The sequence below is a fragment of the Pedobacter hiemivivus genome (assembly GCF_005144565.1).
Classification (GTDB): Bacteria; Bacteroidota; Bacteroidia; order Sphingobacteriales; family Sphingobacteriaceae; genus Pedobacter; species Pedobacter hiemivivus.
In genome coordinates this window covers 448,708-474,430 of record NZ_SWDX01000003.1, presented here as the reverse complement: position 1 = coordinate 474,430, position 25,723 = coordinate 448,708, and the positions used below count along the sequence as shown (strand labels likewise).

General features: G+C 41.8%; 13 protein-coding genes. All 13 read left to right on the top strand.

Annotated features, from left to right (window positions below; translation table 11 throughout):
• The first annotated feature begins 17 nt into the window (after positions 1–17).
• Entirely contained in the window at positions 18–1,559 is a 1,542-nt protein-coding gene (locus tag FBD94_RS09155) for a sulfatase family protein (protein ID WP_136879980.1), read from the top strand.
• A 10-nt stretch (positions 1,560–1,569) separates the two neighbouring features.
• Positions 1,570–3,000 (top strand): hypothetical protein, encoded by a 1,431-nt coding sequence (locus tag FBD94_RS09150; RefSeq protein ID WP_136879979.1) that lies wholly within the window; start codon positions 1,570–1,572, stop codon positions 2,998–3,000.
• Positions 3,001–3,021: 21 nt separating this feature from the next.
• The gene (locus FBD94_RS09145; RefSeq protein WP_136879978.1) at positions 3,022–3,984 is read left to right on the top strand and encodes a sugar phosphate isomerase/epimerase family protein; all 963 of its coding nucleotides are present in this window, start codon (positions 3,022–3,024) and stop codon (positions 3,982–3,984) included.
• Positions 3,985–4,088: 104 nt separating this feature from the next.
• Positions 4,089–6,602, top strand: coding sequence for a CehA/McbA family metallohydrolase (locus tag FBD94_RS09140; RefSeq protein ID WP_136879977.1), 2,514 nt, complete (start codon positions 4,089–4,091; stop codon positions 6,600–6,602).
• A 75-nt stretch (positions 6,603–6,677) separates the two neighbouring features.
• Positions 6,678–8,780, top strand: a complete 2,103-nt coding sequence (locus tag FBD94_RS09135; RefSeq protein WP_169472260.1) for a prenyltransferase/squalene oxidase repeat-containing protein — start codon at positions 6,678–6,680, stop codon at positions 8,778–8,780.
• Positions 8,773–10,875, top strand: a complete 2,103-nt coding sequence (locus tag FBD94_RS09130; protein ID WP_136879975.1) for a prenyltransferase/squalene oxidase repeat-containing protein — start codon at positions 8,773–8,775, stop codon at positions 10,873–10,875. Before FBD94_RS09135 ends, FBD94_RS09130 begins: the two co-directional genes overlap by 8 nt.
• 138 nt (positions 10,876–11,013) lie before the next feature.
• Entirely contained in the window at positions 11,014–11,595 is a 582-nt protein-coding gene (locus FBD94_RS09125; protein WP_136879974.1) for an RNA polymerase sigma-70 factor, read from the top strand.
• A gap of 97 nt (positions 11,596–11,692) precedes the next feature.
• Complete coding sequence (locus FBD94_RS09120; RefSeq protein ID WP_136879973.1) at positions 11,693–12,796, top strand: FecR family protein; 1,104 nt, start codon at positions 11,693–11,695, stop codon at positions 12,794–12,796.
• Between the two features lie 132 nt (positions 12,797–12,928).
• Positions 12,929–16,282 carry a SusC/RagA family TonB-linked outer membrane protein gene (locus FBD94_RS09115; RefSeq protein WP_169472259.1) on the top strand — a complete coding sequence of 1,118 codons (3,354 nt, stop codon included), beginning with the start codon at positions 12,929–12,931 and terminating at the stop codon, positions 16,280–16,282.
• A gap of 13 nt (positions 16,283–16,295) precedes the next feature.
• A complete protein-coding gene (locus FBD94_RS09110; protein ID WP_136879971.1) occupies positions 16,296–17,948 on the top strand; it encodes a RagB/SusD family nutrient uptake outer membrane protein in 1,653 nt (550 codons plus the stop codon).
• A gap of 129 nt (positions 17,949–18,077) precedes the next feature.
• Complete coding sequence (locus FBD94_RS09105) at positions 18,078–20,891, top strand: SusC/RagA family TonB-linked outer membrane protein (protein WP_136879970.1); 2,814 nt, start codon at positions 18,078–18,080, stop codon at positions 20,889–20,891.
• A gap of 11 nt (positions 20,892–20,902) precedes the next feature.
• Positions 20,903–22,564 carry a RagB/SusD family nutrient uptake outer membrane protein gene (locus FBD94_RS09100; RefSeq protein WP_136879969.1) on the top strand — a complete coding sequence of 554 codons (1,662 nt, stop codon included), beginning with the start codon at positions 20,903–20,905 and terminating at the stop codon, positions 22,562–22,564.
• A 25-nt stretch (positions 22,565–22,589) separates the two neighbouring features.
• Positions 22,590–25,721 (top strand): SusC/RagA family TonB-linked outer membrane protein, encoded by a 3,132-nt coding sequence (locus FBD94_RS09095; RefSeq protein ID WP_136879968.1) that lies wholly within the window; start codon positions 22,590–22,592, stop codon positions 25,719–25,721.
• Positions 25,722–25,723 lie beyond the last annotated feature (2 nt).

Here is a 25,723-nt window from a genome sequence, read left to right as displayed (position 1 = left end):
CACCTGCCCCAAACCTCATGAAATATCTGAAACTAATATTTGCCGTAATTATTTTTTTAGCGCCGGCTTGTTTTGTTTTTGCCATGGCTCAAAACCTGTCTTATCAAACTATTCCCGGAACTAAACCTAAAAACATTATTTTTATCTTATCAGATGATCATCGGTATGATTTTATGGGTTTTACAGGGAAGGTACCTGGGTTAAAAACGCCCAATCTCGACAGGATAGCCAATGAGGGAGCTCATTTTCAAAATGCATTTGTATCCACTGCCCTTTGTTCTCCGAGCAGGGCATCTATATTAACAGGACAGTATGCACATACCCATACCGTTGTGGACAATCAGGCGCAAGCGCCGAAATCATTAATATTCTTCCCTCAGTATCTCCAAAAAGCAGGTTATCAGACTTCGTTCTTTGGAAAGTGGCATATGGGRGGGGGCGGGGGTGAGCCGCGGCCCGGGTTTGACCGCTGGGTAAGCTTCGCTGGACAAGGGGTTTATTATAACCCCAGAATGAATATTGACGGAAAAGTTGTAGAATATCACGACAATGCTTATATCACGGATATCCTTACAGACCTTACCTTAGACTGGCTGAAAAAGCGAAAGAAAGACAAACCCTTCTTTGTTTACTTGTCACATAAAGCGGTGCATTCAGATTTCAAACCGGCTAAAAAGGATATAGGTCTTTATAAGAATATTCAGATCCAGTATCCTGTATCCATGTTTTCAACGGCTACAGCAAGAAGTAAAAAATTTACACGTGGCCAGCAGGCTGATTCAACGGCCTATGCATTTAACTACAAGGATATCCCGCAGTGGGTAAGGGCACAGCGTTATAGCTGGCATGGCGTGGATTTCATGTACCACGGACAAACCGATTTTGACCAGTTTTATATTGATTACCTGGAAACGCTGATGGGTATTGATAACAGCGTGGGGCGCGTTCTAAATTATCTGAAAGAAAACGGTCTTGATAAAGAAACCCTTGTTATTTATATGGGAGATAATGGGTTTTCTTTTGGAGAACATGGGCTCATCGATAAGAGACATGCCTATGAGGAGTCGATGAGGGTGCCGCTTATTGCCCGCAGCCCTTCCCTGATCAGAGCAGGTACCAAGATCAAAGAAATGGTATTAAACGTAGATATCGCTCCCACCATCCTGGAATTGGCAGGGATCAAAAAACCAAAACAAATGCAGGGAAGTTCATTTGCACCGCTCCTGAAAGGACAGCCTAATGCCAGCCGAAGAAAGGAAGTCTATTATGAATATTACTGGGAGAATGCTTTTCCACAGACACCAACCCAATATGCGGTGCGTACCGATCAGTATAAATTTATACGCAGCCAGGGCATATGGGATATCGATCAGCTATACGATATACAAAAAGATCCTTATGAGGTAAATAATTTGATACGTAAGCCTGAAATGCAAACTCTTGCTAAGGATCTTAATATGAGATTATGGGACTGGCTTGGAAAAACCCAGGGTTTGTATATTCCGCTTAAACCCATAGATGAAAAAAAGAAAGATCACCTGTATAAGGGGACCTGGTAAAAAATATATAATGTATAAGAAAACCTTACAAATTATTGGCTGCATCTGTGTGATCAGCCAGCTGTCCTTTACAAAATCTGTCGATCCTATATCTGGTAATGAGGTGGTCATATCGATAAATGCGGGCATTGAACAAGGAATTGTTAGTCCTAATATTATGGGATTCAATATTGTCTATTCATACGAAAGTGACGTCGGCTGGCAGAGCGGCAGCGGTAAAGTACCGGCTATGATCAAAGCTTTAGGCGCCAGCCAATTGCGGTACCCCGGCGGTACTGTGGTAACAAAGTACCACTGGGAAAATCCCACCGGTCAGGGCTGGAGCGACAGCTGGTCGCCCGATTTTAATTCCTCAAAAAATACAGACCCTTCCACTTATATGGATATTGATGAATATCTGGGTGTGATAAAAAAGCAAAAAATAGAACCGCTTTTAGGCATAAACATGGGCTCAGGAATGAAGTATAACCGGGTTCAGGATGGCGTTAATGAGGCAGTACGTTTAATGAAACATTGCCTGGCAAAGGGAGTGAAAATAAAATACTACTATCTGGACAATGAACCCTATCAGCATGATGCCAATTTTACTTATACATCGGAACAATATGCGGAGGCTGTAAACACATATGTCCCGGCAATGAAAAATGTCGATCCTGATATTAAGATCATTGTCAACACACATCCCAATACAGAAAACTATACAAAAGCATTACTGGCTAAGGCCGGTAAGAACATCGATTTCGTAGATGTTCATATGTACTGGAGATTCAAAAATGCAACGTTCGAAAATTGGAAAAAAGAAGGCCTGATGAAACACAGGGGACTTAAACCCTATCGTGAGCAAAAAGATATTTTTGAAAAAATATTTGCTGATGCTGGTTTTCCCAATATCAAACTGGTTGTACTGGAATGGAATATTGGCCCTGCAGGAGAAGGCAATACTCCTCCTACCGAAGCACAGTCCGCCTTAATGGTGTCCGAACAATTTACGCAGTACATTCAGAGCGGTTTATTTATGTCAACGTTTTGGCCTCTTTCCTGGCCTTCTCCCGCCTTCCGTGCCCTGTTAAATGCCAAAGAGGAATATCGGCCAAACAGGATGTATGGTATGTTCGCCTTGTATAAAGACGTTTTGAGGCAGCAAAAAGTGAGCAGTAAGAGTACCCAAAAAAATCTGGTTAATCTGGCTGTAAAAAGTACAGACGGCAAAACCATGTGGGTATACCTGATAAATAAGGAGCAAGATCAGAACGTACTTGATATAAAGTTGGATCTTGATGGTTTTAACGCCAAAAGCTATGGAGCTGTAGGCTTTGATGCTGAGGATACTGCTGATGCAGGTCATGCCATACATGAGGTTAAACTTAGTAAAATAGACACTAAGCACTACCAGATCCAGGTTCCAAAGAACGCTTTTGCCAAAATCACTTTTAAAAAATAAATATTGATAACACAAACTAATATGCCTGAAAAATTAACGCGCAGATCGTGGAATAGATTGGTATTAACTGGTCTTTCCGGAGTATTTATTTCTTCAATTTTTGCATCGTGTAAAACAGCTGCTGTGATATCGGGATCCCTGAAAGAAACAGGAGCCGCAAAGGATGCAAAAGAGCTGGGGCTTATGCTGGGCGTTCAGACCTATAGCTTTAGGGACCGCTCCCTGGATGATGCTATTAAAGCAATGCAGGAGCTTGGCGCAAAAAGCTGCGAATTATGGGAAGGACATGTAGAACCGCGTCAGCTGCAATGGGCGGCCGGACAAACGACTGCTGAGGTTAAAAACAAAAGAGAACAATTAAAAGCCTGGCGTGAGCACTTGTCGATGAAAGAAATTGAAGGAATAAAGCTAAAGTTTGACCAGGCCGGTATAAGCATTCAGGCCTATAATGCCGGAATAAAGGATGGCATCACAGACGAAGATCTTGATCTGGCATTTAAGATCGCACAAACGCTTGGCGTGAATGCCATAACGACTTCAGCCACAGTGAGTGTGATGGAACGGGTGGACGTATATGCAAAGAAATATAAAATGATCGTGGCGATGCACAATCATTCGCATACAGATAGGCCTAATGAATTCTCTTCACCGGATAGTTTTGCGCGTGCTATGAAAGGACGGTCGGAATATTTATGGATTAATCTCGACATCGGGCACTTCACAGCTGCGGGTTTTGATGCGGTGGATTATATCCAAAATAACCATGAAAAGATCCTCAGTATCCATATCAAGGACCGTAAAAAGCAACAGGGACTTAATATGCCTTTAGGGGAAGGGGATACACCAATAACAAAAACCCTGCAGCTGATAAGGGATAATAAATGGCCTATACCTGCAAATATAGAATACGAATATAAAGGAGGCGATACTGTGGAAGAGGTTCGTAAATGTTTAGCGTATTGTAAAAAGGGATTGAGAGGGTAAAAAATAAAAACCTGAATGTATTAGTAGATTCAGCAGTTTCCTCCGTCTATTATATTGATCAAGTACTTATAATAATTTATCTGAAAATGATTCTGACAAGAAAAATGTTACCAGCATTATTACTGGTATTTACTACTTATTGTTCCCAGGCAGCAGAAATAGTGCGCTTAACCAAAGATAACCTGCGAATTTTACCCAAAGGTAAAGAGGTAGATGCAATGATAGGGGACTGGGTGCTGAAAAATGATAAAGTTGTAGCCGTAATCGCGAATGCTTCACATGATCGTGAAGCCAACCAGATGGTTTCATCCATCCAGGGTGCAGTTATCGATTTTACAACCTTATCAGCAAATAATGATCAGCTGACCGTTTATTATCCACAAGGCGCAAGGGTTGATGTTCAATCTGCAGATACCATTATTGTTCTGGAGGCAAACGGAAAAGAGATCCGATTGAAAGCAGTGAAATACGCTACTGAAAAGGAACCGTTTACTGCGGAAACAACTTATTCACTTGCAGACGGCGATGCCTTTTTGAAGGTGAAAACTGTGTATAAAAATACCTCTTCTGCTGAAATTAAAATACCTGTTTATGATTTTATAAGATGCGATAACCTGCTGGATGAGTTAACTCCATCTGGCCATGGAAATCTGGCATTTATCAATAATAAATGGTATAACGCAGCTTACGGAATCTCATCACCAGACAGGAATATGTTTACCTCAGTTAAAAAGGGTAAAAGAAATCTGATTACACTAGGACACCGGGTATACTATGATGGATTAACGGCTCAGCCCGAAGAGCCTGTTTCGTTACTTCCAGGCAAAGAGATCGTAATTTCCAGAAATTTCCTGACCGGAGAGACTATAGCGGATCTGCAATTTCAGCAAATCAAATCCGGAATGAGAAAAGACCTTTCACAAACAGATGTTCTGGTGATGGATACCCGCAAAAAAAATCTCGCCGGTGTATTTGTGGATGTAAGGAATGATAAAGGCGAAATCATCACATCTGCCATTACAAATGCTAAGGGGCTGGCTACTGTTTTGGCCCCCGATGGGAATTATAACATACTGATCTCCAAGCCAGGCCATAATGACCTTTCAGAAAAATTAGAAATAAAGTCGGCTTCGCAAAAACGTACGTTCCTGTTAAAACCAGAAACAAGGATAGCCTTTACAGTTAAAGACGGTGAGGGCAATTTTATTCCGGTAAAATTGGAATTTAAGGGTATAAACGGAACTAAAGATCCGGACCTGGGCCCTGCAACCCGTAGTAATGGGCTGCTGCACCTGTATTATTCCAACAGCAGTGACTTCTCAGTCCCAGTTCCAGAAGGGGAGTACCAAATAGTAGTTTCTCACGGACCTGAATACAATATTCAAATCTTAAAATGCGCTGCAGTGCCGGGCGAATTGAAAAATCTAACGGTTACACTGAAACGTGCTTTTTCAACTCCGGGTTATATTATCGGTGATCTTCACAATCACACCACTGGAAGCGGCGATTCAAACGCAGGTATTAAGGATAGGGTGATCAATATGGCAGCATCGGGAGTTGAATTTGCCCCAGCCACTGAGCACAACAGGATAAGTACTTATACAAATGTAATCAAAGATCTGAACTTACAGAAGTTCATTGCATCCTCTACCGGTATCGAGTTGAGTGGAAGGCCAGGTCCGGGAAGTATAAACCATCAGATCGGATTTCCGCTGCGCTTGCAGCCAGAGCTAAGAGGGTACGGTGCACCGAAAACAGATAAAGACCCTTACGTCCAGATGAAACGACTGTATGATTATGATGGCGGGAAATTTAAGCTGATGCAACAGAACCATCCGGTGATCAGCCTGCTTTATTTTGATAAAAATGCTGATGGTGTTGCAGATAAAGGTTTTGGAACTGAAAAGTTTACTGATGTAATGGAGATACGGGAGAGTATGCTGGATTTACCGGAAGCTGTGAATGGAGGGAATGTGAATACCCGCTCCTTCCAGTGGCTGCAGATGTTAAACCTGGGATACAGAATCCTGGGCGTTGCCAACTCGGATGGACATGCTGTCGGTAATGCCTCAGGATCTATCTTTAATTATATCATGACCAAAAAGGACAGACCTGAACTGATAGATTCAATCGAAATGGCCATGCAGGTTAAAAAAGGTCATGTAGTTATGAGTAATAGCCCCTTTATGACGGTTAGCATTAATGGCGCCCTTCCTGGTGAAGATGTTAAGGTACAAGGGGGTAAGGTAAATGTTATGGTGAAAGTTTTAGCGGCCGACTGGTGTAAGATCAATACCGTGCAGGTACTGGTGAACGGGAAAGCAGAGCCCGCACTAAAATTTGACAGAACGAAAAACCCATCGTTTTTTACCAGCTCACCCGAAGTATTCAATAGAACCATTCCGGTTACCCTTACAAAGGATGCCCATATCATCGTAATGGCTTATGGCGACAAAGAGGATATTGCGATAGTTCTTGGTAAAAAACACAGCATGCCTATTGCTTTATCAAATCCTATTTTTGTGGATATTGACGGGAATGGGTTCGTGCCTAATAAAGATATGCTGGGACATACCCTGCCAGCACCAAAATCAAACGATCACTCTGAATCTGAATAACAGGTATTTATGGTAAACCTTTTTAGATACATGGAGATGAAGAAAATAATATTTGGTTCCGCCCTGTTATTAATAATGAATTTTTTACCGCTGCATGTATTTTCGCAAAGTGGATGGAAGAAGGAATTGTTAAATTATATTGAAGGTAAATTGTCGAAACCTGATGGTGGATATGGCTGGGAGGATCAGTACGATTCACATTTAACCCCAACCTTTGCTGTAACAGGTATTTTATATGATATAAACGAACTTCCAGCTAATAAAAGCCAACTGGCGGAGTTTATACGGACCCATCATCCTCAAAAAGGAACAAATACAACCACCAGTTATTACCTGGGCAATGGACCGCGCGGAGAAGCCGGGCCAAGCGGATCAAATATGCGTAACCTCATTTATGAACAAATTCAGGCTATTTTATGGTTGGGAGGCAATGTATCTTCTTTTAACGAAGATGTAAAAAGCTGGAAATCTCAGGCAGGCGTGCTGGCAAATTATGAAGGCCATGGTTACGGAGGATTATTCCAGGAAACTATGACGCCTGTCTGCAGTAAATTACTGGGGCTGCCCATGCAGAACAGTGCTGCATTTTTGCAGTACCTGGAGCATTGCCGCCGTTCGAACGGGAGTTTCAATAATGCTCCCGCTTCGACCGGAGGGGATGGGAATATTTTAAATACCTATTGGAGCCTTTATGCCCAAAATACCCTGTCTGGTTCAAAAACCTTAACTGCCGAAACCATTGCCTGGCTGCAGGCCTGCCAGTTAAAAAACGGCGGTTTTACGCACCAGCCGAATCCTAAAATAGGGGTCAATGACGATGTGATTTATACCTGGGCAGGAATAAAAGCCCTGCAAATGCTGGCTGCAAAACCAAAGAATATCCAGGCTGTGATTGGTTATTTATTATCCCTGCATAATGCCGATGGCGGTTTTGGCGACCGGCCCGGCCTTCATTCCACGCCTGTTGCCTCTTATTATGCCATTGATGCGTTAAAAACCCTGAATGCGCTTTCAGCTCTTGACCGGTCTCCCAAACCTAAAGCCAGGATAGAGGCCCAGCCTGATTTCACAGGTTATAAAACTTATACGGTACAATTTCAGGCTCATGGTCAGGGGAGTCCGCAGGAGGCGGTAATGCTGGCCGACAGTCTGAAGATCCACCTCTGGGGTGTGAAATATGCAGCAAAAGGCTGGGTTGATGCCGCCCAGAAGATCGCAGACGAAAAGAAAGTTCCAGTGACTTTCTTTATTTCCGATGAGCCCCATGATAATTTGCTGGCCGTTCCGGGGATGGGGTCTTTTGACCATATACTAGATTATATTGCTCCGGCGAAAACGCCTGTTCATTTCCCTGACAGCTCCACATTTGATGAATTTAAAAATACAACACTGAAGGAGTTGAAAGATGCCCGCGGTGGATTGATCCTGCAGGTGAGCAATAATGAACCTTTGGCCCGTATGCTGATTGATGAATCGATTAACAACTTTGGCTATCTGGCGCTCAGTACGGTGCATTTTGGCCAGAATTTCATGTTTTGGCTGCCTTATCTGGCGCAGTACAGCTACCGCTTGCCGCTGGTTTCTTTACAGGATGCTCACGGTACTGAATCCTGGTGGTGGTCAAATGAGTTGGTTAGTCACCGGACAGTATTCATCGCGAAAGCACCTACATACGGAGGGATGATCACCGCTCTAAAGAACAATTGGGTTACCGCGGTAAGGCATGATTCTGTTAGTAATGACAAAACCAGGATGCTTGGCGGTACAATTGCTGCCCGTGCATTCATCACAAAGAATCAAAATAGCTGGCAGTGGTGGGACAATAAGGACATGGCCCTTCGTCCATGGGCTGCTGTAACGGTATTAACTCCCGGAGATCAATTTGAGGTCGGTCACCCGGATAAAGGAATGGCCATTCGCATCCGTTGCTGGTGGAATAGTACACGGCAAAGTTTGAAATCCCCCGCCGTTGCGCTGCAGAAGCTGGAGATGGACGGCAAATCCATTGAAGCAAAATTGGTCACCCTAAAAGCAAGGAATGGTGATACCAGTGATGCTTATTACCTGTATTCGGTTGAAGATCTTCCGAAAGGTAATCATGTAATTACTGTTACTTTAAGAAATATTGCAGATGGTACTGTTAAAATAGTGAGCAAGTCATTTAAACAGGATGAATAGAAAATACCAGTTTGTTTTGGTGCTACTTTGTTGCTGTAACTTACCAGGAATAGCTTTTGCCCAAAGCTATTGGAAAAAGGAACTACTGAATTACATTCAAACGCTATATAAAGTCGATGGTGCTTATGGCTGGGAAGATCAGGACGATTCGCATTTAACCCCAACTTTTGCTGTTTGCGGAATATTATATAAGCTGGATACACTTCCTGCAGATAGACTCCACTTGCAGGAGTTTATTCGTACGCATCATCCTCAGAAGTTACCTTACTACGGAGCCAGTCCTAGCATATCAACTTTACGTAATTATACCTATGAGCAGGTTCAGGCTATTTTATGGTTGGGGGGAGATGTGTCTTCCTTTAATGAAGAAGTAAAAGACTGGAAATCTCAGGCAGGTGTCTTAGGTAACCATGAAAGCCATGGTTATGGCGGATTATTCCAGGAAACCATGACACCTGTCTGCAGTAAATTACTGGGGCTGCCCATGCAGAACAGTGCTGCATTTTTGCAGTACCTGGAGCATTGCCGCCGCCCGAACGGGAGTTTCAACAATGCTCCCGCTTCGACCGGAGGGGATGGGAATATTTTAAATACCTATTGGAGCCTTTATGCCCAAAATGCCCTGTCCGGTTCAAAAACCTTAACTGCCGAAACCATTGCCTGGCTGCAGGCCTGCCAGTTAAAAAACGGCGGTTTTACGCATCAGCCGAATCCTAAAATAGGGGTCAATGACGATGTGATTTATACCTGGGCAGGAATAAAAGCCCTGCAAATGCTGGCTGCAAAACCAAAGAATATCCAGGCTGTGATTGGTTATTTATTATCCCTGCATAATGCCGATGGCGGTTTTGGCGACCGGCCCGGCCTTCATTCCACGCCTGTTGCCTCTTATTATGCCATTGATGCGTTAAAAACCCTGAATGCGCTTTCAGCTCTTGACCGGTCTCCCAGACCTAAAGCCAGGATAGAGGCTCAGCCTGATTTCACAGGTTATAAAACTTATACGGTACAATTTCAGGCTCATGGTCAGGGGAGTCCGCAGGAGGCGGTAATGCTGGCCGACAGTCTGAAGATCCACCTCTGGGGTGTGAAATATGCAGTAAAAGGCTGGGTTGATGCCGCCCAGAAGATCGCAGACGAAAAGAAAGTTCCAGTGACTTTCTTTATTTCCGATGAGCCCCATGATAATTTACTGGCCGTTCCGGGGATGGGGTCTTTTGACCATATACTGGATTATATTGCTCCGGCGAAAACACCTGTTCATTTCCCTGACAGCTCCACATTTGATGAATTTAAAAATACAACACTGAAGGAGTTGAAAGATGCCCGCGGTGGATTGATCCTGCAGGTGAGCAATAATGAACCTTTGGCCCGTATGCTGATTGATGAATCGATTAACAACTTTGGCTATCTGGCGCTCAGTACGGTGCATTTTACCCAGAACTTTATGGTCAGACTTTCTTATCTGGCTGAGTATCGGTACCGCCTGCCATTGGTTTCTTTACAGGATGCTCATGGTACTGAAGCATGGTGGTGGTCAAATGAGTTGGTTAACCACCGGACAGTATTTATCGCCAAAGCGCCTACATATGAAGGGATGATCACCGCTTTAAAGAACAATTGGGTTGCTGCGGTAAGGCATGACATCGTGAGTAATCATAAGACAAAAATCTATGGAGGTACAACTGCTGCCCATGCATTTATCATAAAGAATCAAAACAATTGGCGGTGGTGGGACAATAAGGACATGGCCCTTCGTCCATGGGCCGCTGTAACGGTATTAACTCCGGGGGATCAATTTGAGGCCGGCCATCCGGATAAAGGAATGGCCATTCGCATCCGCTGCTGGTGGAATAGTACACAGCAAAATTTGAAATCCCCGGTAGTCACGTTGCAGAAGCTGGAGATGGACGGCAAAGCCATTGAAGCAAAACTGGTCACCCTAAAAGCAAGGAATGGTGATACCAGTGATGCTTATTACCTGTATCAGGCTGAAGCTCTTCCAAAAGGTAACCATATGATTACCGCAGTTTTGAGGAATCTTACAGACGGGACTTTTAAAATAGTGAGTAAGTTGTTTGTCAAAGTTGAGTGATGTTTTTTCAATTTGACTAATATCCAGTGCTTTAACTGCTTGTGTTCTTTAACAAAGAAAAAATGTTCATTTGATGTTGAAATAACATTGGTTACTGATCTTGCTAACATAAATCCTCACATAATTAAAAGCCCAGTCATGTGTCAAACTGTTCAGGAAACTTTTATTAATCTTATCGCTAAACACAAGGAAGACGATGCATATCGATTTCTGCATGAGCAATATTATGCTTTATTATTAAAATTCGCTACGGGATTTTTAAAAGCGAAGGAGCCGGCGGAAGAGGTTGTTTATGATGTATTATATAAAATTTGGTTGAAGCGTGAGCATGTGGTAGAGATAAATAATCTGCGGATCTACCTTTTTACAGCCGTACGGAATTTATGTTTAACAATTATAGCTAAACATAAAAGGGAGCAGGATCTTATAACAGATGTATCATCTGAAAAAGCAGGACTTACTGCCTATGATCCTGAAAGCATATTCATTTCAAGCGAACTGCAGGAAAGGATAAAAATAACAATAAATGATTTACCTCCCCGGTGTAAGCTTATTTACGAGATGATACGTATTGAGGGCCTGAAGAATAAAGACGTTGCTGAAAAGTTAAATATTTCTGTAAATACTATCGATGTACAGTTAGCAATCGCATTAAAAAGATTGATTCACACGGTCAATATTTTCAATCAGAAAGAAGTCACGTTCAAAAAATACAAGTAGATTTTAGTATTAACAAAAAAATCATAACACTTATAGTAGAATTTTAAATAAGCATAGTCTTACTAGTAATGAAGCTTATAAACAACACTACTGGTAAATGAAGGATACGAATAAGATATGGATATTGATGGGTAAGAAATTATCCGGCTCTATTACTTCAGAAGAAGAGATTGAGATGGAAAGCTTACTTTCAGAAGATCCGGAATTATGGTATACTTATGAATTATTGTTAGCAGTAATTAGCCTGGACGATGTTCCTCCTGAGTTTATCAGGGAAATTGAATCCTTGTTTATAAAGGAAGTGGATCATCAAAAGTTGCAAAATTTGTTGCTTGAGGAGTTGGGGCCATCCCCAAATGATGACAATATTGAGAATCACCGTTCGCGAAAAAAAAAATACTGGTTGGTTGCCTCGGGATCTTTCTTTACTGCTTTATTGTTGTGGTTAGTATTTCCATTCATTACATCCTACTACACCGTTCCACAGCCCCAGGTAGTTGCGATGCACGAGATCATTGCTCCTAAAGGTATAAAAGTGCAGGTTACATTAGCGGACAAAACGCAGATATTGCTAAACTCAGGCAGTAAGCTGATTTACCCGAAGAACTTTAGTATGGAAAGCCGTGAGGTCTCATTAATCGGAGAGGCTTTTTTTAAGGTTACTCATAATGCTGAACATTCTTTTGTGGTGCATACAGCTGAAGCAGATATAAAAGATCTGGGTACTACCTTTAATGTAAAAGCTTATAAAGGCAGTGTCACAACGGAGACTACCCTGATTGAGGGATCAGTGGAAGTTGTCCTCAAAAACAATCCTTCTCAGAAAATTCTGATGAGGCCAAGGGAAAAATTTATTCTGTACAATCAACAGGCTGTTGTGAATAACAATTCTGAAAAAGAGCAGTCCTCACCAATTTTTGAAGTCCATAAAATAATGCCCTTTTCAACCACTGACGATATCGTGGAGACCGCATGGGTGAACGATAAACTTATCTTCAGAAGCCAGCAGCTCGGAGAACTGACTAAAGAGATGGAAAGAAGATATAATGTCACAATAATTGTGATGGATGAAGTAGTAAGAAACTATAGGGTCACAGGGATTTTCAAAAACGAAAATATAGATGAAGCTTTAAAGCTTTTGCAGGTTATTGCACCATTTAAATTCATACGAAATAATGAAAAAATAATTATTAGCAGATAGGAAGGGTTCCGGTTAGAAGCTATCCGGAAATAAGAAAGAGAAATGCGGGAACATTCCTCTTTCAAAAAATTAAGATATATCTGGAAGTGCTGTTTGAAAAGAAACTTCCAAAAAAACATAATGAATAAAAGTATGAAAAAAAAATTACTAAATAAAAGGCTTTTATTGCCTTTTCAGGGTAAGCAATTTCAAAGAACGATGAAGCTCACTTTAATGGCTATTTTTCTGATTTGCATGCAGTTATCTGCAAAAGTGTATTCACAGAAGGAGACTAAGTTCTCATTTGATATTAAAAAGATAAAATTATCTAAGGCACTCGAAAGGATCGAGGTAGCCAGTGACTACCGTTTTTTTTATAATGCCGGGCAGATTCCATTAGATAAAATGGTTGCGCTGATCACAAATGGCAATAAGGGTATTTCAGAGATTCTTCATTCCATGCTGCAGCCTGTAAATTTGCGGTACCAGATTTTACCTAATAATGTAATTGCTTTAACGACATCGGGTGACCTCAAATTTCTTACTGTAAATGGATTTGTGAAAGACAGTAAAGGTGAGGGACTTCCCGGTGTTTCCGTAAAAGTAAAAGGAACAAATACAGGAACTGTAACAGATAGTAATGGCAAGTTCAGGATTGATGCGCCTGATAATTCAACTCTGGTAATTACCTATATAGGATTCCAGACTCAGGAATTGCCTTTGAAGGGCAGAAATAATTTGGACATAACCTTATTGGATGAGTTAAAAAGCCTTACTGAAGTGATTGTTGTTGGATATGGTACCCAGAAAAAGACATCGACAACAGCAGCGGTATCGACACTCAAAGGAGAGACAATCGCTCAGAACCCCGTTGCAAGTATCAATAATAGTATTGCAGGCCGTGTTTCCGGAGTTATTGCTTTTCAAGGCAGCGGAGAGCCGGGAGTTGATAAGGCAACAATCCAGGTAAGGGGCATCGGAACTAAAGGTAATAGTGATGCATTAACTGTGGTAGACGGGATTCCAAGAAGCTTTTCAGAGCTGAACCCTAATGAGATTGAGAGTATAACGATATTGAAAGATGCGGCAGCGATCGCGCCCTTTGGATTAGCCGGAGCAAACGGGGTAATTTTGGTTACAACAAAAAGAGGTAAAGAAGGCAAAGTTTCATTAGGTTTTAGTTCCTGGTATGGTGTGCAACGGCCAACTCAATATCCTGATTATTTAAATTCATTTGATTTTGCCTCTACTTTAAATATAGCCAATAAAAATGCAGGATTAAAACCAGCATATACAGATGCTGAATTGCAGAAATTTAAAGATGGCTCTGATCCGGATCATTATCCTGATGTAGATTGGATGAGAGAGGTTATTGATTTTGGTGCACCGATGGCCAATCAGAATCTGACATTCTCTGGTGGATCGGATAAAGTCAGGTTTTTTAGCTCTTTAGGTTATTTGTATCAGCAAGGTTCAGTTAAAACCATAAACTATTCAAAATATAACCTATCATCAAATGTGGATATTAATGCGACAAAGTCGACCATCATATCCCTTGATTTGAAAGGCAGACTTGAAATCACGAAGAACCCAGGTTCAAATTCAGGAAATGGCATTTATACATCAGTCACAAAAAATGCACCCTTGCTTTTAGCACCTGTAAAGTTTAGCAATGGCTTACCTGGCAATTCTTTATTACCCTCTATTTACGACAGCGGATATAAGAGAGATAGCAACAACACTTTATTCTCACAGTTATCTGTTGAACAAAAAATCCCTTTTATCCCTGGACTCTCATTGAAGGTGGTTGCTGCATATGATAAAAGTTATGGAACAGATAAACAATGGCAAATACCATATAGCTTCTATACCTTAGATGCGAAGGGGCTATTTGTAGAAAAAAAGGGAGGAGTAACTGCTCCATCTTTATCTCAGGAGTTTAACGAATCTGTAAACACTACGCTACAGGGGTACATTACTTATTGCAATACCTTTGGTAAGCACAGTATAAATGCATTGTTAGTGGCCGAACAGCGTGAAGGCAATGACAATAAGTTCTCCGCATCACGATTAAATTATCAGGTGAATTTGGATGAGCTTTCTTCAGGTAGCTCATCAAAAGCTGATCTGGACAATGCGGGTTCTTCATCGAGGAGCAAACAAGGTGGTCTCGTGTATAGATTGGGTTATGATTTTTCTCAAAAATACCTTGCCGAATTTTCCGGAAGGTATGATGGTCATTACTTTTTTGCTCCGGGCAAAAGGTTTGCCTTCTTCCCGGCAGCTTCTTTAGGATGGAGATTGTCTGAGGAAAACTTCATAAAAGACAATTTTAAATGGATAAACAATCTGAAATTAAGAGGGTCATATGGCGTATCCGGAAATCTTGCAGGTCTCCCTTTTCAATATTTAAGTTCATATGGTTTAAACAGCAGCTACGGTTTTGGCGGTACACAGTATTCACAGGTGCAGGGCGTTTTTGAAAGAAGTGAGCCGAACATTAACATTACCTGGGAAACCGCTAAGAAAGCTGATATTGGCTTAGAAGGCCAATTTTTTAATGGGAAATTGGGCTTCGAATTGGATTTCTTCAAAGAAAGACGTTCTGATATGCTGATTCAACCCACTGCAGTGGTTCCGATAGAGTATGGTATAGGAATTTCGGAGGTCAACGGCGGGATCATGGACAATAAGGGGTTTGATTTGTCGCTAAACACTGCCCATACATTTTCTAATGGTTTGAGTATAGATGGAGGGATGACGTTTACCTATGCGAAGAATAAGGTGATCCAGACTTTTGAAAATGCTGATACTTATAATAATCCCGAAAGACGCCTCACCGGACGTCCGCTGGATACACAATTTGGATTAAGGGCATTGGGTCTTTTTCAAACTCAGGAGGAGATCGATGCGTCGGCAACACAATTTGGTAAGCTTATGCCGGGAGACATTAAATATGATGATGTAAACGGAGATGGAAAGATAGATAACAATGACCTGGTAGTTATAGGGAAACCTGCTTTCCCTCAAATGATATTCGGAGCCACAGTAAATGTAAAATTCAAAGGTTTTGATTTGGGAATGTTATGGCAGGGTGCTGCGCAAAGTAGCTTTCAGCTGACCAATGAGGCCTCAAATGCTTTCTTTAACGGTGCTAAGATCTTTAGGCAGCAATTGGATTACTGGACCCCGGATAACAGGGATGCAACTTACCCTGTAATTCTTCCATCACCTAATACCAATAGCCAGCAGGTATCTTCATTCTGGCAGAGAGATGGAAGTTATTTGCGACTAAAAAACCTTGAAATCGGATACTCTATTCCTCAAAGTATCATGAATAAGCTGAAAATATCTTCCATCAGGGTCTTTGGCTCCGCACAAAATTTACTGACATTCTCGGCAGAGAAATTTCTTGATCCGGAAATCGGTGTCAGCAGCGCCAGTAAACGTGCCAGGTATTATTTCCAGCAAAAAGTATTTACAGTTGGACTAAGCGCAAACTTTTAGAATAAATAAACAGATGAAAATTTTACAGAAATTATATCTATTGTCATTTTTAATGCTTTTCGCTGCCTGCAGTGATAAGTCATTCGACATACAACCAACAGATCAGTTAACGGACGCTTTAGTTTGGCAAACTCCTGCAAATGCCGGCTTGTTCTTAAATGATATCTATAACAGCCTTACCCCCGGACCGCAATCTGAGGCATTTACCAATCTTCCAACAGAAATCAGTAATGATCCTTTAGATAATTTTTCTGACAATAGCTTCAGTTCTTCGGTCCTCTCTACCATACCATCTTTTTCCACATTTGCACCTGGTTCTTACAGTCCGTCGGTACCCATGTTTACCCCGCATTGGAAAAATATGTATGCCAGCATTCGTAAATGTAATATTTTTATTGAAAATGTAGCTGCGGCAGATTTTGATGCCGAGGCTAAAAAACCGTTATTGGCGCAAGCTAAATTTCTGAGGGCGTATTTTTATAAATCTCTTATGGATCTTTACGGTGGCGTACCGATCATTACTAAGGCATTGAACCAGGATAAAGATGGTGCAGCCATTTTTAACGCTCGTAATACTTATGAAGAATGTGTCGCATTTATTCAGAAGGAATGTGGAGAAGCAGCCGCAGATCTACCTTTAAAAGTGGAAGCAAAAGATGCGGGGCGGGCAACAAAAGGGGCCGCGCTGGCTTTGAAAGGTGAGACCGAATTATATGCCGGTAAATGGCCGGAAGCGGCAGCTACTAACCTGGCAATTATGCAGTCTGGTGCAGGCTATAGCTTATTCTCTGACTATGCCGCGCAGTTTTACGGTGCAAATGAAAATAATAGTGAGGTCATCTTTGATATACAGTATGCAGCTAACGTAAAGGATCAGGACCACATTAAAGAACAATATTTTAGTCCGTTGATGGTTTCTGAAGGCAAGGGCTGGGGGGCTGTTTTACCAACACAGGAGTTGGTTGACTGTTATGAATTCTTAGATGGTAAAACAGAAGCAGAGGGCTCTGCGCTATTTGATCCCGCTAACCCATATCTTAACCGCGATAAGCGCTTTTATGCTTCTATTATTTACGATGGCTCCACATGGAGAAAGGATGTGATTTATACCCGCCTTGGCATACCAAATAATGGCAATGAGCTTGCCGGAAGTGGTGTTGCTGGGAAAGGACGTACGGGTTATTTCTTCAGGAAATTAATTGATCCTTCGGTGGTACCTGGCACCAGTAGCGGTGTTAATGTGATTATTTTCCGTTATGCTGAGGTTTTATTGAATTATGCCGAGGCTAAGAATGAAGCTTCTGGACCAGATGAATCTGTGTACGACGCGGTAAAACTAGTCAGGGAAAGGGCCGGATTGAAAGGTCTTCCGGAAGGCCTTAACAAAGACCAGATGCGTACGAGGATCAGGCGTGAAAGAAGGGTTGAACTTGCTTTTGAAGGGAAAAGACTATTTGACTTGTGGAGATGGAGAATTGCTGAGGAGGTATTTAGTCAGCCTTTACATGGTATGAAAATTACCGTAGTTAACGGAAAGCCTGTTTATGAAAGAATTAATGTAAACAATGGAAAGATTAAATTCGACCCTTCGAAAAACTATCTCTTCCCGATTCCTCAATCTATTATTGCACAAAATCCAAAAATTATTCAGAATCCGAACTATTAAGTAAACAAGCTTAAATATAGGTCTTTATCAGCACCAGGTCAGTATTACTATGACCTGGGTTGACTGGTATTGCCCATGAAAGCATAAACATTTTCAATACAATCTATAATCTTTTTAAAAGAAAATTCAATGAGAAAACGTTTACTACCCTGTTTCAGATACTTCATGCTATGCTGTGTTCTATCAGGAACTATTCAGGGAAAACTTCATGCAGCCAATGTTTTTCAGGACACTGCCGGTATTGATACCTCCAGGGCTTCAGACAGATTACATGTATATCAGCTTCCTTCCAAAGTAAATGTTTTGTATGGAGCGCAAGCTAAAGACAATCTGGTTCAATCCATCGGTTACCTGAATGGTAAAAGGCTGGAAAGTGTTCCTGCCACGCTGTTAAGCAATGCTTTTGCCGGACATTTAGCTGGCTTAAACGTGAGTCAATCGAATGGGGCACCGCGTTACGATAACCCATCCCTGAACCTCAGGGGGGGCAGTCCGCTGATTATAATTGATGGGGTGCCGCGTTACAGTACAGTATACGATGAACTTGCCCTCAATCCTGAACAGATAGAGTCTGTTACCTTATTAAAAGACGGTTTATCTGCTGTGATGCTTGGAAATCGTGCGATGAACGGGGTATTATTGATCACAACCAGAAAGCAAGGTACAGCTCCGGGCTCTTTTGTTTCCTTTACCGCACAGGGGGGGGTACAAACTGCAATTGGGATGCGTCAAGCTTTATCTTCTTCAGCATATGCAAGCCTATATAATGAAGCAAGGGTAAATTCAGGTTTATCCCCTGTTTACACGCAAGATCAGCTAGCTGCATATGATAATGGAACGGATTCGTATGTATATCCGGATGTGGATTGGCAAAAAACAATAATGAAGGATAATGCACCAATGATGCGCTATAATTTAAATGCCGGGGGTAAATACAAAAATATGAGGTATTTCGTTTCCTTAGATTATCAGAACCAATCTGGTTTATTTAAAGAAGATGTGGCTAGCCCTTATGCTACTAATATTAACTACAGCAGGTACATTTTTCGGTCAAACCTTGAGTTTGACATAGATAAGAATTTATCTGCTTTTTTCCATCTGCAGGGAAATATCCAGGATTTTATTCAGCCGGGTTCAGGTTATGCTTCTATATTCTCCAGTTTGCTGACTACGCCTAATAATGCGACACCAGCTATGAACTTTCGCGGTACTTTTGCAGGGACTCGTGATTATCCTAATAATCCATACGCTCAAACTGTGGGGACAGGTTATTTGAAAAATAATATGCAGGCTGCCGCAGTAAATATTGGTCTCAAGGAAAAAATGGATCAGCTGATAAAGGGGTCATGGATCAAGCTGTTATTGTCGTACGCTCCTTCTTATGAACAAAAGATCGACAGGTCGAAAGGTTATAATGCTTATAATTATCCGGTTACTGGCGATACAACGAATTATTTGCGGGTAAGTACGATTTCAGAACAGCCAAATACGGATGCAGTACCGGCACGTTTCCAGCAAACCTATGTAGAGTTATCTACGGGTATGGAGCGCAGCTGGAATAAGCATGATTTCACAGGCTTGATATTAGCCAGTTACGACAACAGTCAGGAAAATAATTTACTAAACCAGGTTTACAAGGGAATCTCCGGACGTTTTACTTATAGTTTTGACAAAAGATTTAATCTTGAGTTCGCCGGAGCCTATAGCGGCAACAACAGGTTTGTACCCGGTAAACAATATGATTTCTATCCCGGTGCTGGCGCCAGCTGGAACTTGCATAATGAGCAGTTTTTAAAGGGAAATACTTTTCTTAACGAATTTAAGCTGCGCGTTTCCTATGCTAAGGTTGGGAATGCAGATCCAGGATACTACCTATGGAGGCAGAGTTATGCAGCAGGTTCTGCCTATATCTTTGGTACCGGAGCAACCAGCACGCCTTCTATTGCACAAGGTGCCATCGCAAGTCCAGATCGGGTAACCGAGAAGGCTAAAAAATTTAATGCGGGTTTTGATCTTGCTTTTAGCAATAACAGGGGATGGTTCAGTGCCGATTATTACAACAGCAGTCAGTACGACCTGCTTCAGATCAGGGGAAATTCATCGCTCTTGTTTGGGAATGATTATCCGCTGGAAAATATAGGTAAAAACCGCTATTCAGGTGTAGAACTCAGTGCAGGATGGTCGGCCAACTTAGGCAAGCTTCGGTATACAATCGCCGGTAATATATCTACCGCCAGTAGTCGTGTCGTTTTCAACGATGAGCCCGCACAGGCTTATTCTTATCTGGCAAAAACTGGTCAGCCGGTCAACCAAATCCGCGGATATGTTGCTGATGGCTTTTTTGGCCCTGGAAATCTTTCTTCGGCAACGCTTGAAGGCTTCGTCCCTTCAGCCGGGGATGTTAAATATAAGGACTTAAATGGTGATGGGAAAATCAATGTTGAGGATCAAACCATTATTGGGAATGACAAACCGTTAGTGTATTTCGGAGCCGGTCTAGGTCTCCAGTTCTTGGGCTTCGACATGAACATCCTTTTTCAGGGTGTAGAGAACAGGGATATTTTAACTATGGGCAACTATCAGTTTCCATTTAATAACAATGGGATAGGACAGGCTTATGCTTACAATTTAAATCGTTATACACCTGCCACAGCTTCAACTGCAACACTGCCCCGGGTAACCATTCATAACGAAGTGAATAACTATCAAACTTCTTCTCTTTATGTCCGGGATGCCAGCTATATCCGCCTGAAGAATGTTGAGATCGGATATACTTTTAACAGTAAGATTCTACCATCAGCTTTAATAAAAGGATTAAGGGTATTTGTGAATGGTTTGAATCTGGCCACATTCTCTAAGTATAAAGATGCTGATCCTGAAAATTACACTGGCTTATATCCTATTCAACGCATTATTAATGGTGGTTTATCATTAAAATTATAAGGAGATCAAACATGTTCATTAGAAAAAATTATAAATTTTATATCGTACTTTTTATTTTCGGGACGATTCAGCTTGCCTGTAAAAAGTTTGAAACTGTACCTGTTGAGGCAAAAAATGAAGATCTTATATATGACCCCGGTGATGTTAACGGTTTTTACGCTGACCAGGCCATTACTAATCTGTATACCTTTCTTCCACGGGGATATGCAAGGATTGACGGATCGTTTTTAGATGCGGCTACGGATGATGGGGTAGCCTCACAGGTTTCCAGTGAAATTGAATTGTTGTCAAAAGGTCTTCAAAGCGCATCGCGATCTGTAGATGATTCATTTGAAGCTAATTATCAGGCTATTTACAGGACAAACAAATTTCTTGCGAATGTAGATGTGGTGCCGGTTCTTGCCTTGACCCTGCAACACTGGAAGGCAGAAGCCAGGTTCATCCGTGCGATGAGTTATTTCGAACTGATCAAACGATATGGGGGTGTTCCCTTATTGGGTGATAAAATTCTCATGCTGAATGATGATACCCGCATGCCTAGAAATACTTATACTGAATGTGTTCAGTATATTGTAAAGGAGTGTGACGCTATCAGTGGTTTGCTGTTGAAAGAGCCAATATCAATTACAGAAGTAGGTAGGATTACCCAAGGGGCCGCGCTTGCATTGAAGGCAAGGGTACTGCTCTATGCAGCTAGTCCGTTAAATAATATTTCCAATGACCTTAGTCGCTGGCAGACAGCTGCAGATGCGGCTAAAGCCATTATAGATCTGAATTATTATGCCTTAAATCCAAGCTTTGTTTCCGCTTTTATCAATCGCAGTGATAAAGAGGTGATCCTTGCCTTTCAGCAAGCCAAGAATCAGGACCTTGAAAAGGCTAATTCTCCAGCCGGATACGTATCCGACCTGTATTCAAGCAGGGGGGCTACGAGTCCTACGCAAGAACTCGCAGATGCATTTCCGATGCTCAGCGGTTTGGCCATTACCGATCCGGCTTCAGGTTATGATAGCAGCAATCCTTATATAAACAGGGATCCCAGGTTTACAGCAACCATTTTTTATAATGGATCACGCTGGTTAGGCCGCGCTGTTGAGACATTTGAAGGCGGGAAAGACAAGCCAAACACGGCGTTGATGCAAACGAAAACCGGTTATTACCTCCGTAAATTTTTGCCTAATCTTGAAACCGCGACTAACTACGGGGCAATTGATCATAACTTCATCATTTTTAGGTATGCCGAGGTTCTGCTTAATTATGCAGAAGCGATAAATGAGGCAACCAATTCTACTGCCAATCGAGCGCTTGCTTATACCCAGCTGACAAATATCAGGAAACGGGCAGGTATCACTGCAGGTCCAGGATCACTATATGGGTTAAAGGCTAGCATGAGCCAGTCTGAAATGCGTGAAGCCATAAGGCTTGAACGCCGTGTCGAGATGGCATTTGAAGAGCAGCGCTTTTGGGATGTACGTCGCTGGAAAACTGCAGAGACCGACTTCAATAAAACACTTCATGGTATGAAGATTACCAGGGATTCATCAGGAAACCTGAGCTATCAGACCGTCAATATTGAGTCTGTTGCCTTTATTGCCCCTAAAATGTACCTATACCCGATTCCTTATGCTGAATTGCAGGCCAATGGTGCATTGATACAAAATACAGGATGGTAAAATTAACTCAGATAAAACTAATCGCATGAAGAATATATATAAAATAGTAGCCTTCACTATCCTGATGTATGTTTCCCTATATGCCCAGGCGCAAAACCGGGTAATATCGGGGAGCGTTGCTGATGCGGCAGGATCATTGCCAGGTATTACTGTTGTAGAAAAAGATGCCCCTTCAAATGGGGTCAGTACCAATGGAACAGGACAATTTAAAATAACCCTGCATGGTAAGGGTAATGTGCTCGTCTTTAGGGGAATTGGTTATCTTCCCAAAGAAGTACATGTAGGCAGCAGTTCTGATATGAATGTTATTCTTGAACCGGATTTAAAGAACCTTGATGAGGTGGTCGTGGTAGGTTTTGGGACACAGAGAAAAATCAATGTAATAGGATCTGTAAGTACTGTGAGTAGGGATGAAATTCAACAAACACCTTCGGCCAGCATTCAGAATACGCTGACCGGGAAATTGCCGGGCTTCTTTTCGCAGCAAAGGGGGGGAAGACCAGGAGACGACGGTGCAGATTTTGTAATTCGTGGTGTAAGTACCTATGCAAGTAATGTACGTCCGCTTATCTTGGTCGACGATATAGAATTTAGCTATGAAGACTTTTCAAATATTGATGTAAATGAGGTAGAATCCATAAGTGTACTTAAAGATGCTGGGTCTACCGCTGTTTATGGAATCAAAGGTGCTAATGGGGTAATACTTGTGACTACCCGAAGAGGAAAGAATGGTAAGCCACAGATAAATTTCAGGGCAGAATACGGGCTGCAGAGGCCAACGCATATCCCGAAGGTATTGGGTTCTGCAGATATGGCCATATTACGTAATGAGGCGCTTAAGAATGATACATTTATTTCTGGGGGTGAATATAAACCTGATTTTACGGATGAAGATATAGAATTGTTCCGGAATGGAAGTGACCCTTACGGACACCCGGATGTAGATTGGTATAAGACATTATTTAAAGAAACTGCACCGACAGCCAGAACGACTATCGATATGTCTGGTGGAACTGATAATATTCAGTACTTTGTATCATTAGGTCTTGAAAACCAAAGCGGCCTCCTCCGTGATTTTAAATCGGATGATGTAGATAATAACTATCGGTTTAACCGCTATAATTTCCGATCCAATCTGGATGTTAAAGCAACTAAATCACTGAACTTTCGCCTGGATATTTCCGGTAATAATACGGTAACAAATCAACCACAAGTTGGAAGCGGACCTTTCGGCGAGATTTATAGCTATGAAGGTTTAGCACCTTTTGTTTACCCGGTATATAATCCAGATGGAAGTTATGGTTTTGCAGATCCGCTGAAACCTGCCCCGGGGAATAATATCGTTGGTAGAATTAAGACTGGAGGATATAACAGAGATCGTCAGAACCTGATTAACGTGAATCTTTCGGCCATACAAAAACTGGATGTAATTACACCTGGCTTACAGGTTAAAGTAACCATGTCTGTATCAAATTCAACCCAGGCCAGAAGGTCTTTAACAAGTACAAATTTTCCCTCATTCTATTATAATCCAACCAACAGTACTTATACGCCAAGGAATATTACTATTTACCGTACTGATCCTTATAGCCTTGGTTATACTGCCGGGACGCCAAAACGCCAAACAGGTATACAGGGAACACTTAACTATCAGAGGAGTTTTAATGACCATAATTTAAGCGGGTTAGTTGTGCTGAATCAATACTCAAAACAGATACATGATGATGACAATAGTAAGAACTATATACCTTTCAATACAAGGGGAGTTGCAAGTCGTTTAAGCTATAACTATAAAAGCAAATACATGGTAGAGGCTACCGGTGCTTATAATGGTTCTGATAGGTTTGCATCATCCAAACGATTTGGTTTTTTCCCCGCAGGTTTGCTGGGATGGGTAGTTTCTGAAGAAAACTTTATGAAAGCGCATCTGCCTGTAATGAGTTTGCTCAAATTCAGAGCCTCATACGGACTCACGGGAAGTGATGACCTGGGTGGTAGAAAAAATTCATATGAAGAAGTTTATGGAAGGGGGCCTGTTGTGTCGTTTGGAGAGAGCAATACAGATGTGACTTCAATTGTTCCAGGATCATTGGCTAATGAAGCGGTTACCTGGGAGAAAGAACGTAAATTTGATGTGGCCATGGAGTTTGGGTTCTTCTCCAACAAATTATCCGGTTCCATTAATCTTTTCGACAACCGACGCTATGATATTTTGTCCGAAAGGAAGACTGTCCCAAGATATTTTGGAATACCTGCCGGACAGTTACCCCCGCTTAACCTCGGGATTGTAAGTAATGCCGGTTATGAATTGGAGCTTTCTTATAATGGCAAGATCGGAAAGGATTTTGGCGTTAATATAAAAGGAAATTACGCTTATGCACATAATAAATATGTTGAATTTGATGAGGTACCCCAAAAATATCCTTGGAAAATCCAGACAGGACAATCGATAGGTGAGCAGATGGGATTTATCTGGGACGGTTATTATTCTGTGGCTGAAGCCGCAGATCCTTCTGTGCCAAAATATATCGGATCTACAACTGCTGCGGGTGGGCCGGGGACAACATTGCCCGGATTCCTGAAGTACCGCGACCTGAATGGAGACGGGGTAATTTCTGATGATGACAGGGGCTTCTTTGGCAAAACAAATCTGCCTACTACCAACATCGGACTTTCCACAGGCTTTACTTATAAGAACTGGTCTTTCAATTTTATGCTGCAGTCTGCACTTAATTCTGATGTTCAGATTGGTTACGATTTTTCTGTGCCCTTTCAGGGGAACCTGCAGCAAATCCACTTAAACCGATGGACGCCAGAAACTGCAGAAACAGCAACCTTCCCATCACTGGTCAGTAATTTCCATGGAACTTATATGACCACAGGAAGTAATTCAAGTTTTTGGGCCATAAGCGGAGATTACCTGAGGATAAAATCAGTAGAAATCGGCTATCGTCTGCCCTCAGAATTTGTGAAAAAAATCGGTTTGAAAGGGGTTAAAGTGTATGCCAGCGGGTATAATCTGTATACCTGGTCTGCCTCATTTAATCGTTATGGAGTGGATCCGGAAGTTATCCGTGAATCTGCCGTTTCTAATGCCTCTCTTTCTTATCCTTCTCAGGCCATTTTCAATTTAGGCGTTAATATATCTGTAAAATAATA

Excerpts from the sequence above, each read along its gene's own strand:
- FBD94_RS09150 (WP_136879979.1), top strand. The coding sequence starts at position 1,570 with ATGTATAAGAAAACCTTACAAATTATTGGCTGCATCTGTGTGATCAGC.
- FBD94_RS09145 (WP_136879978.1), top strand. The coding sequence starts at position 3,022 with ATGCCTGAAAAATTAACGCGCAGATCGTGGAATAGATTGGTATTAACT.
- FBD94_RS09140 (WP_136879977.1), top strand. The coding sequence starts at position 4,089 with ATGTTACCAGCATTATTACTGGTATTTACTACTTATTGTTCCCAGGCA.
- FBD94_RS09135 (WP_169472260.1), top strand. The coding sequence starts at position 6,678 with ATGAATTTTTTACCGCTGCATGTATTTTCGCAAAGTGGATGGAAGAAG.
- FBD94_RS09130 (WP_136879975.1), top strand. The coding sequence starts at position 8,773 with ATGAATAGAAAATACCAGTTTGTTTTGGTGCTACTTTGTTGCTGTAAC.
- FBD94_RS09125 (WP_136879974.1), top strand. The coding sequence starts at position 11,014 with ATGTGTCAAACTGTTCAGGAAACTTTTATTAATCTTATCGCTAAACAC.
- FBD94_RS09120 (WP_136879973.1), top strand. The coding sequence starts at position 11,693 with ATGAAGGATACGAATAAGATATGGATATTGATGGGTAAGAAATTATCC.
- FBD94_RS09115 (WP_169472259.1), top strand. The coding sequence starts at position 12,929 with ATGAAAAAAAAATTACTAAATAAAAGGCTTTTATTGCCTTTTCAGGGT.
- FBD94_RS09110 (WP_136879971.1), top strand. The coding sequence starts at position 16,296 with ATGAAAATTTTACAGAAATTATATCTATTGTCATTTTTAATGCTTTTC.
- FBD94_RS09105 (WP_136879970.1), top strand. The coding sequence starts at position 18,078 with ATGAGAAAACGTTTACTACCCTGTTTCAGATACTTCATGCTATGCTGT.
- FBD94_RS09100 (WP_136879969.1), top strand. The coding sequence starts at position 20,903 with ATGTTCATTAGAAAAAATTATAAATTTTATATCGTACTTTTTATTTTC.
- FBD94_RS09095 (WP_136879968.1), top strand. The coding sequence starts at position 22,590 with ATGAAGAATATATATAAAATAGTAGCCTTCACTATCCTGATGTATGTT.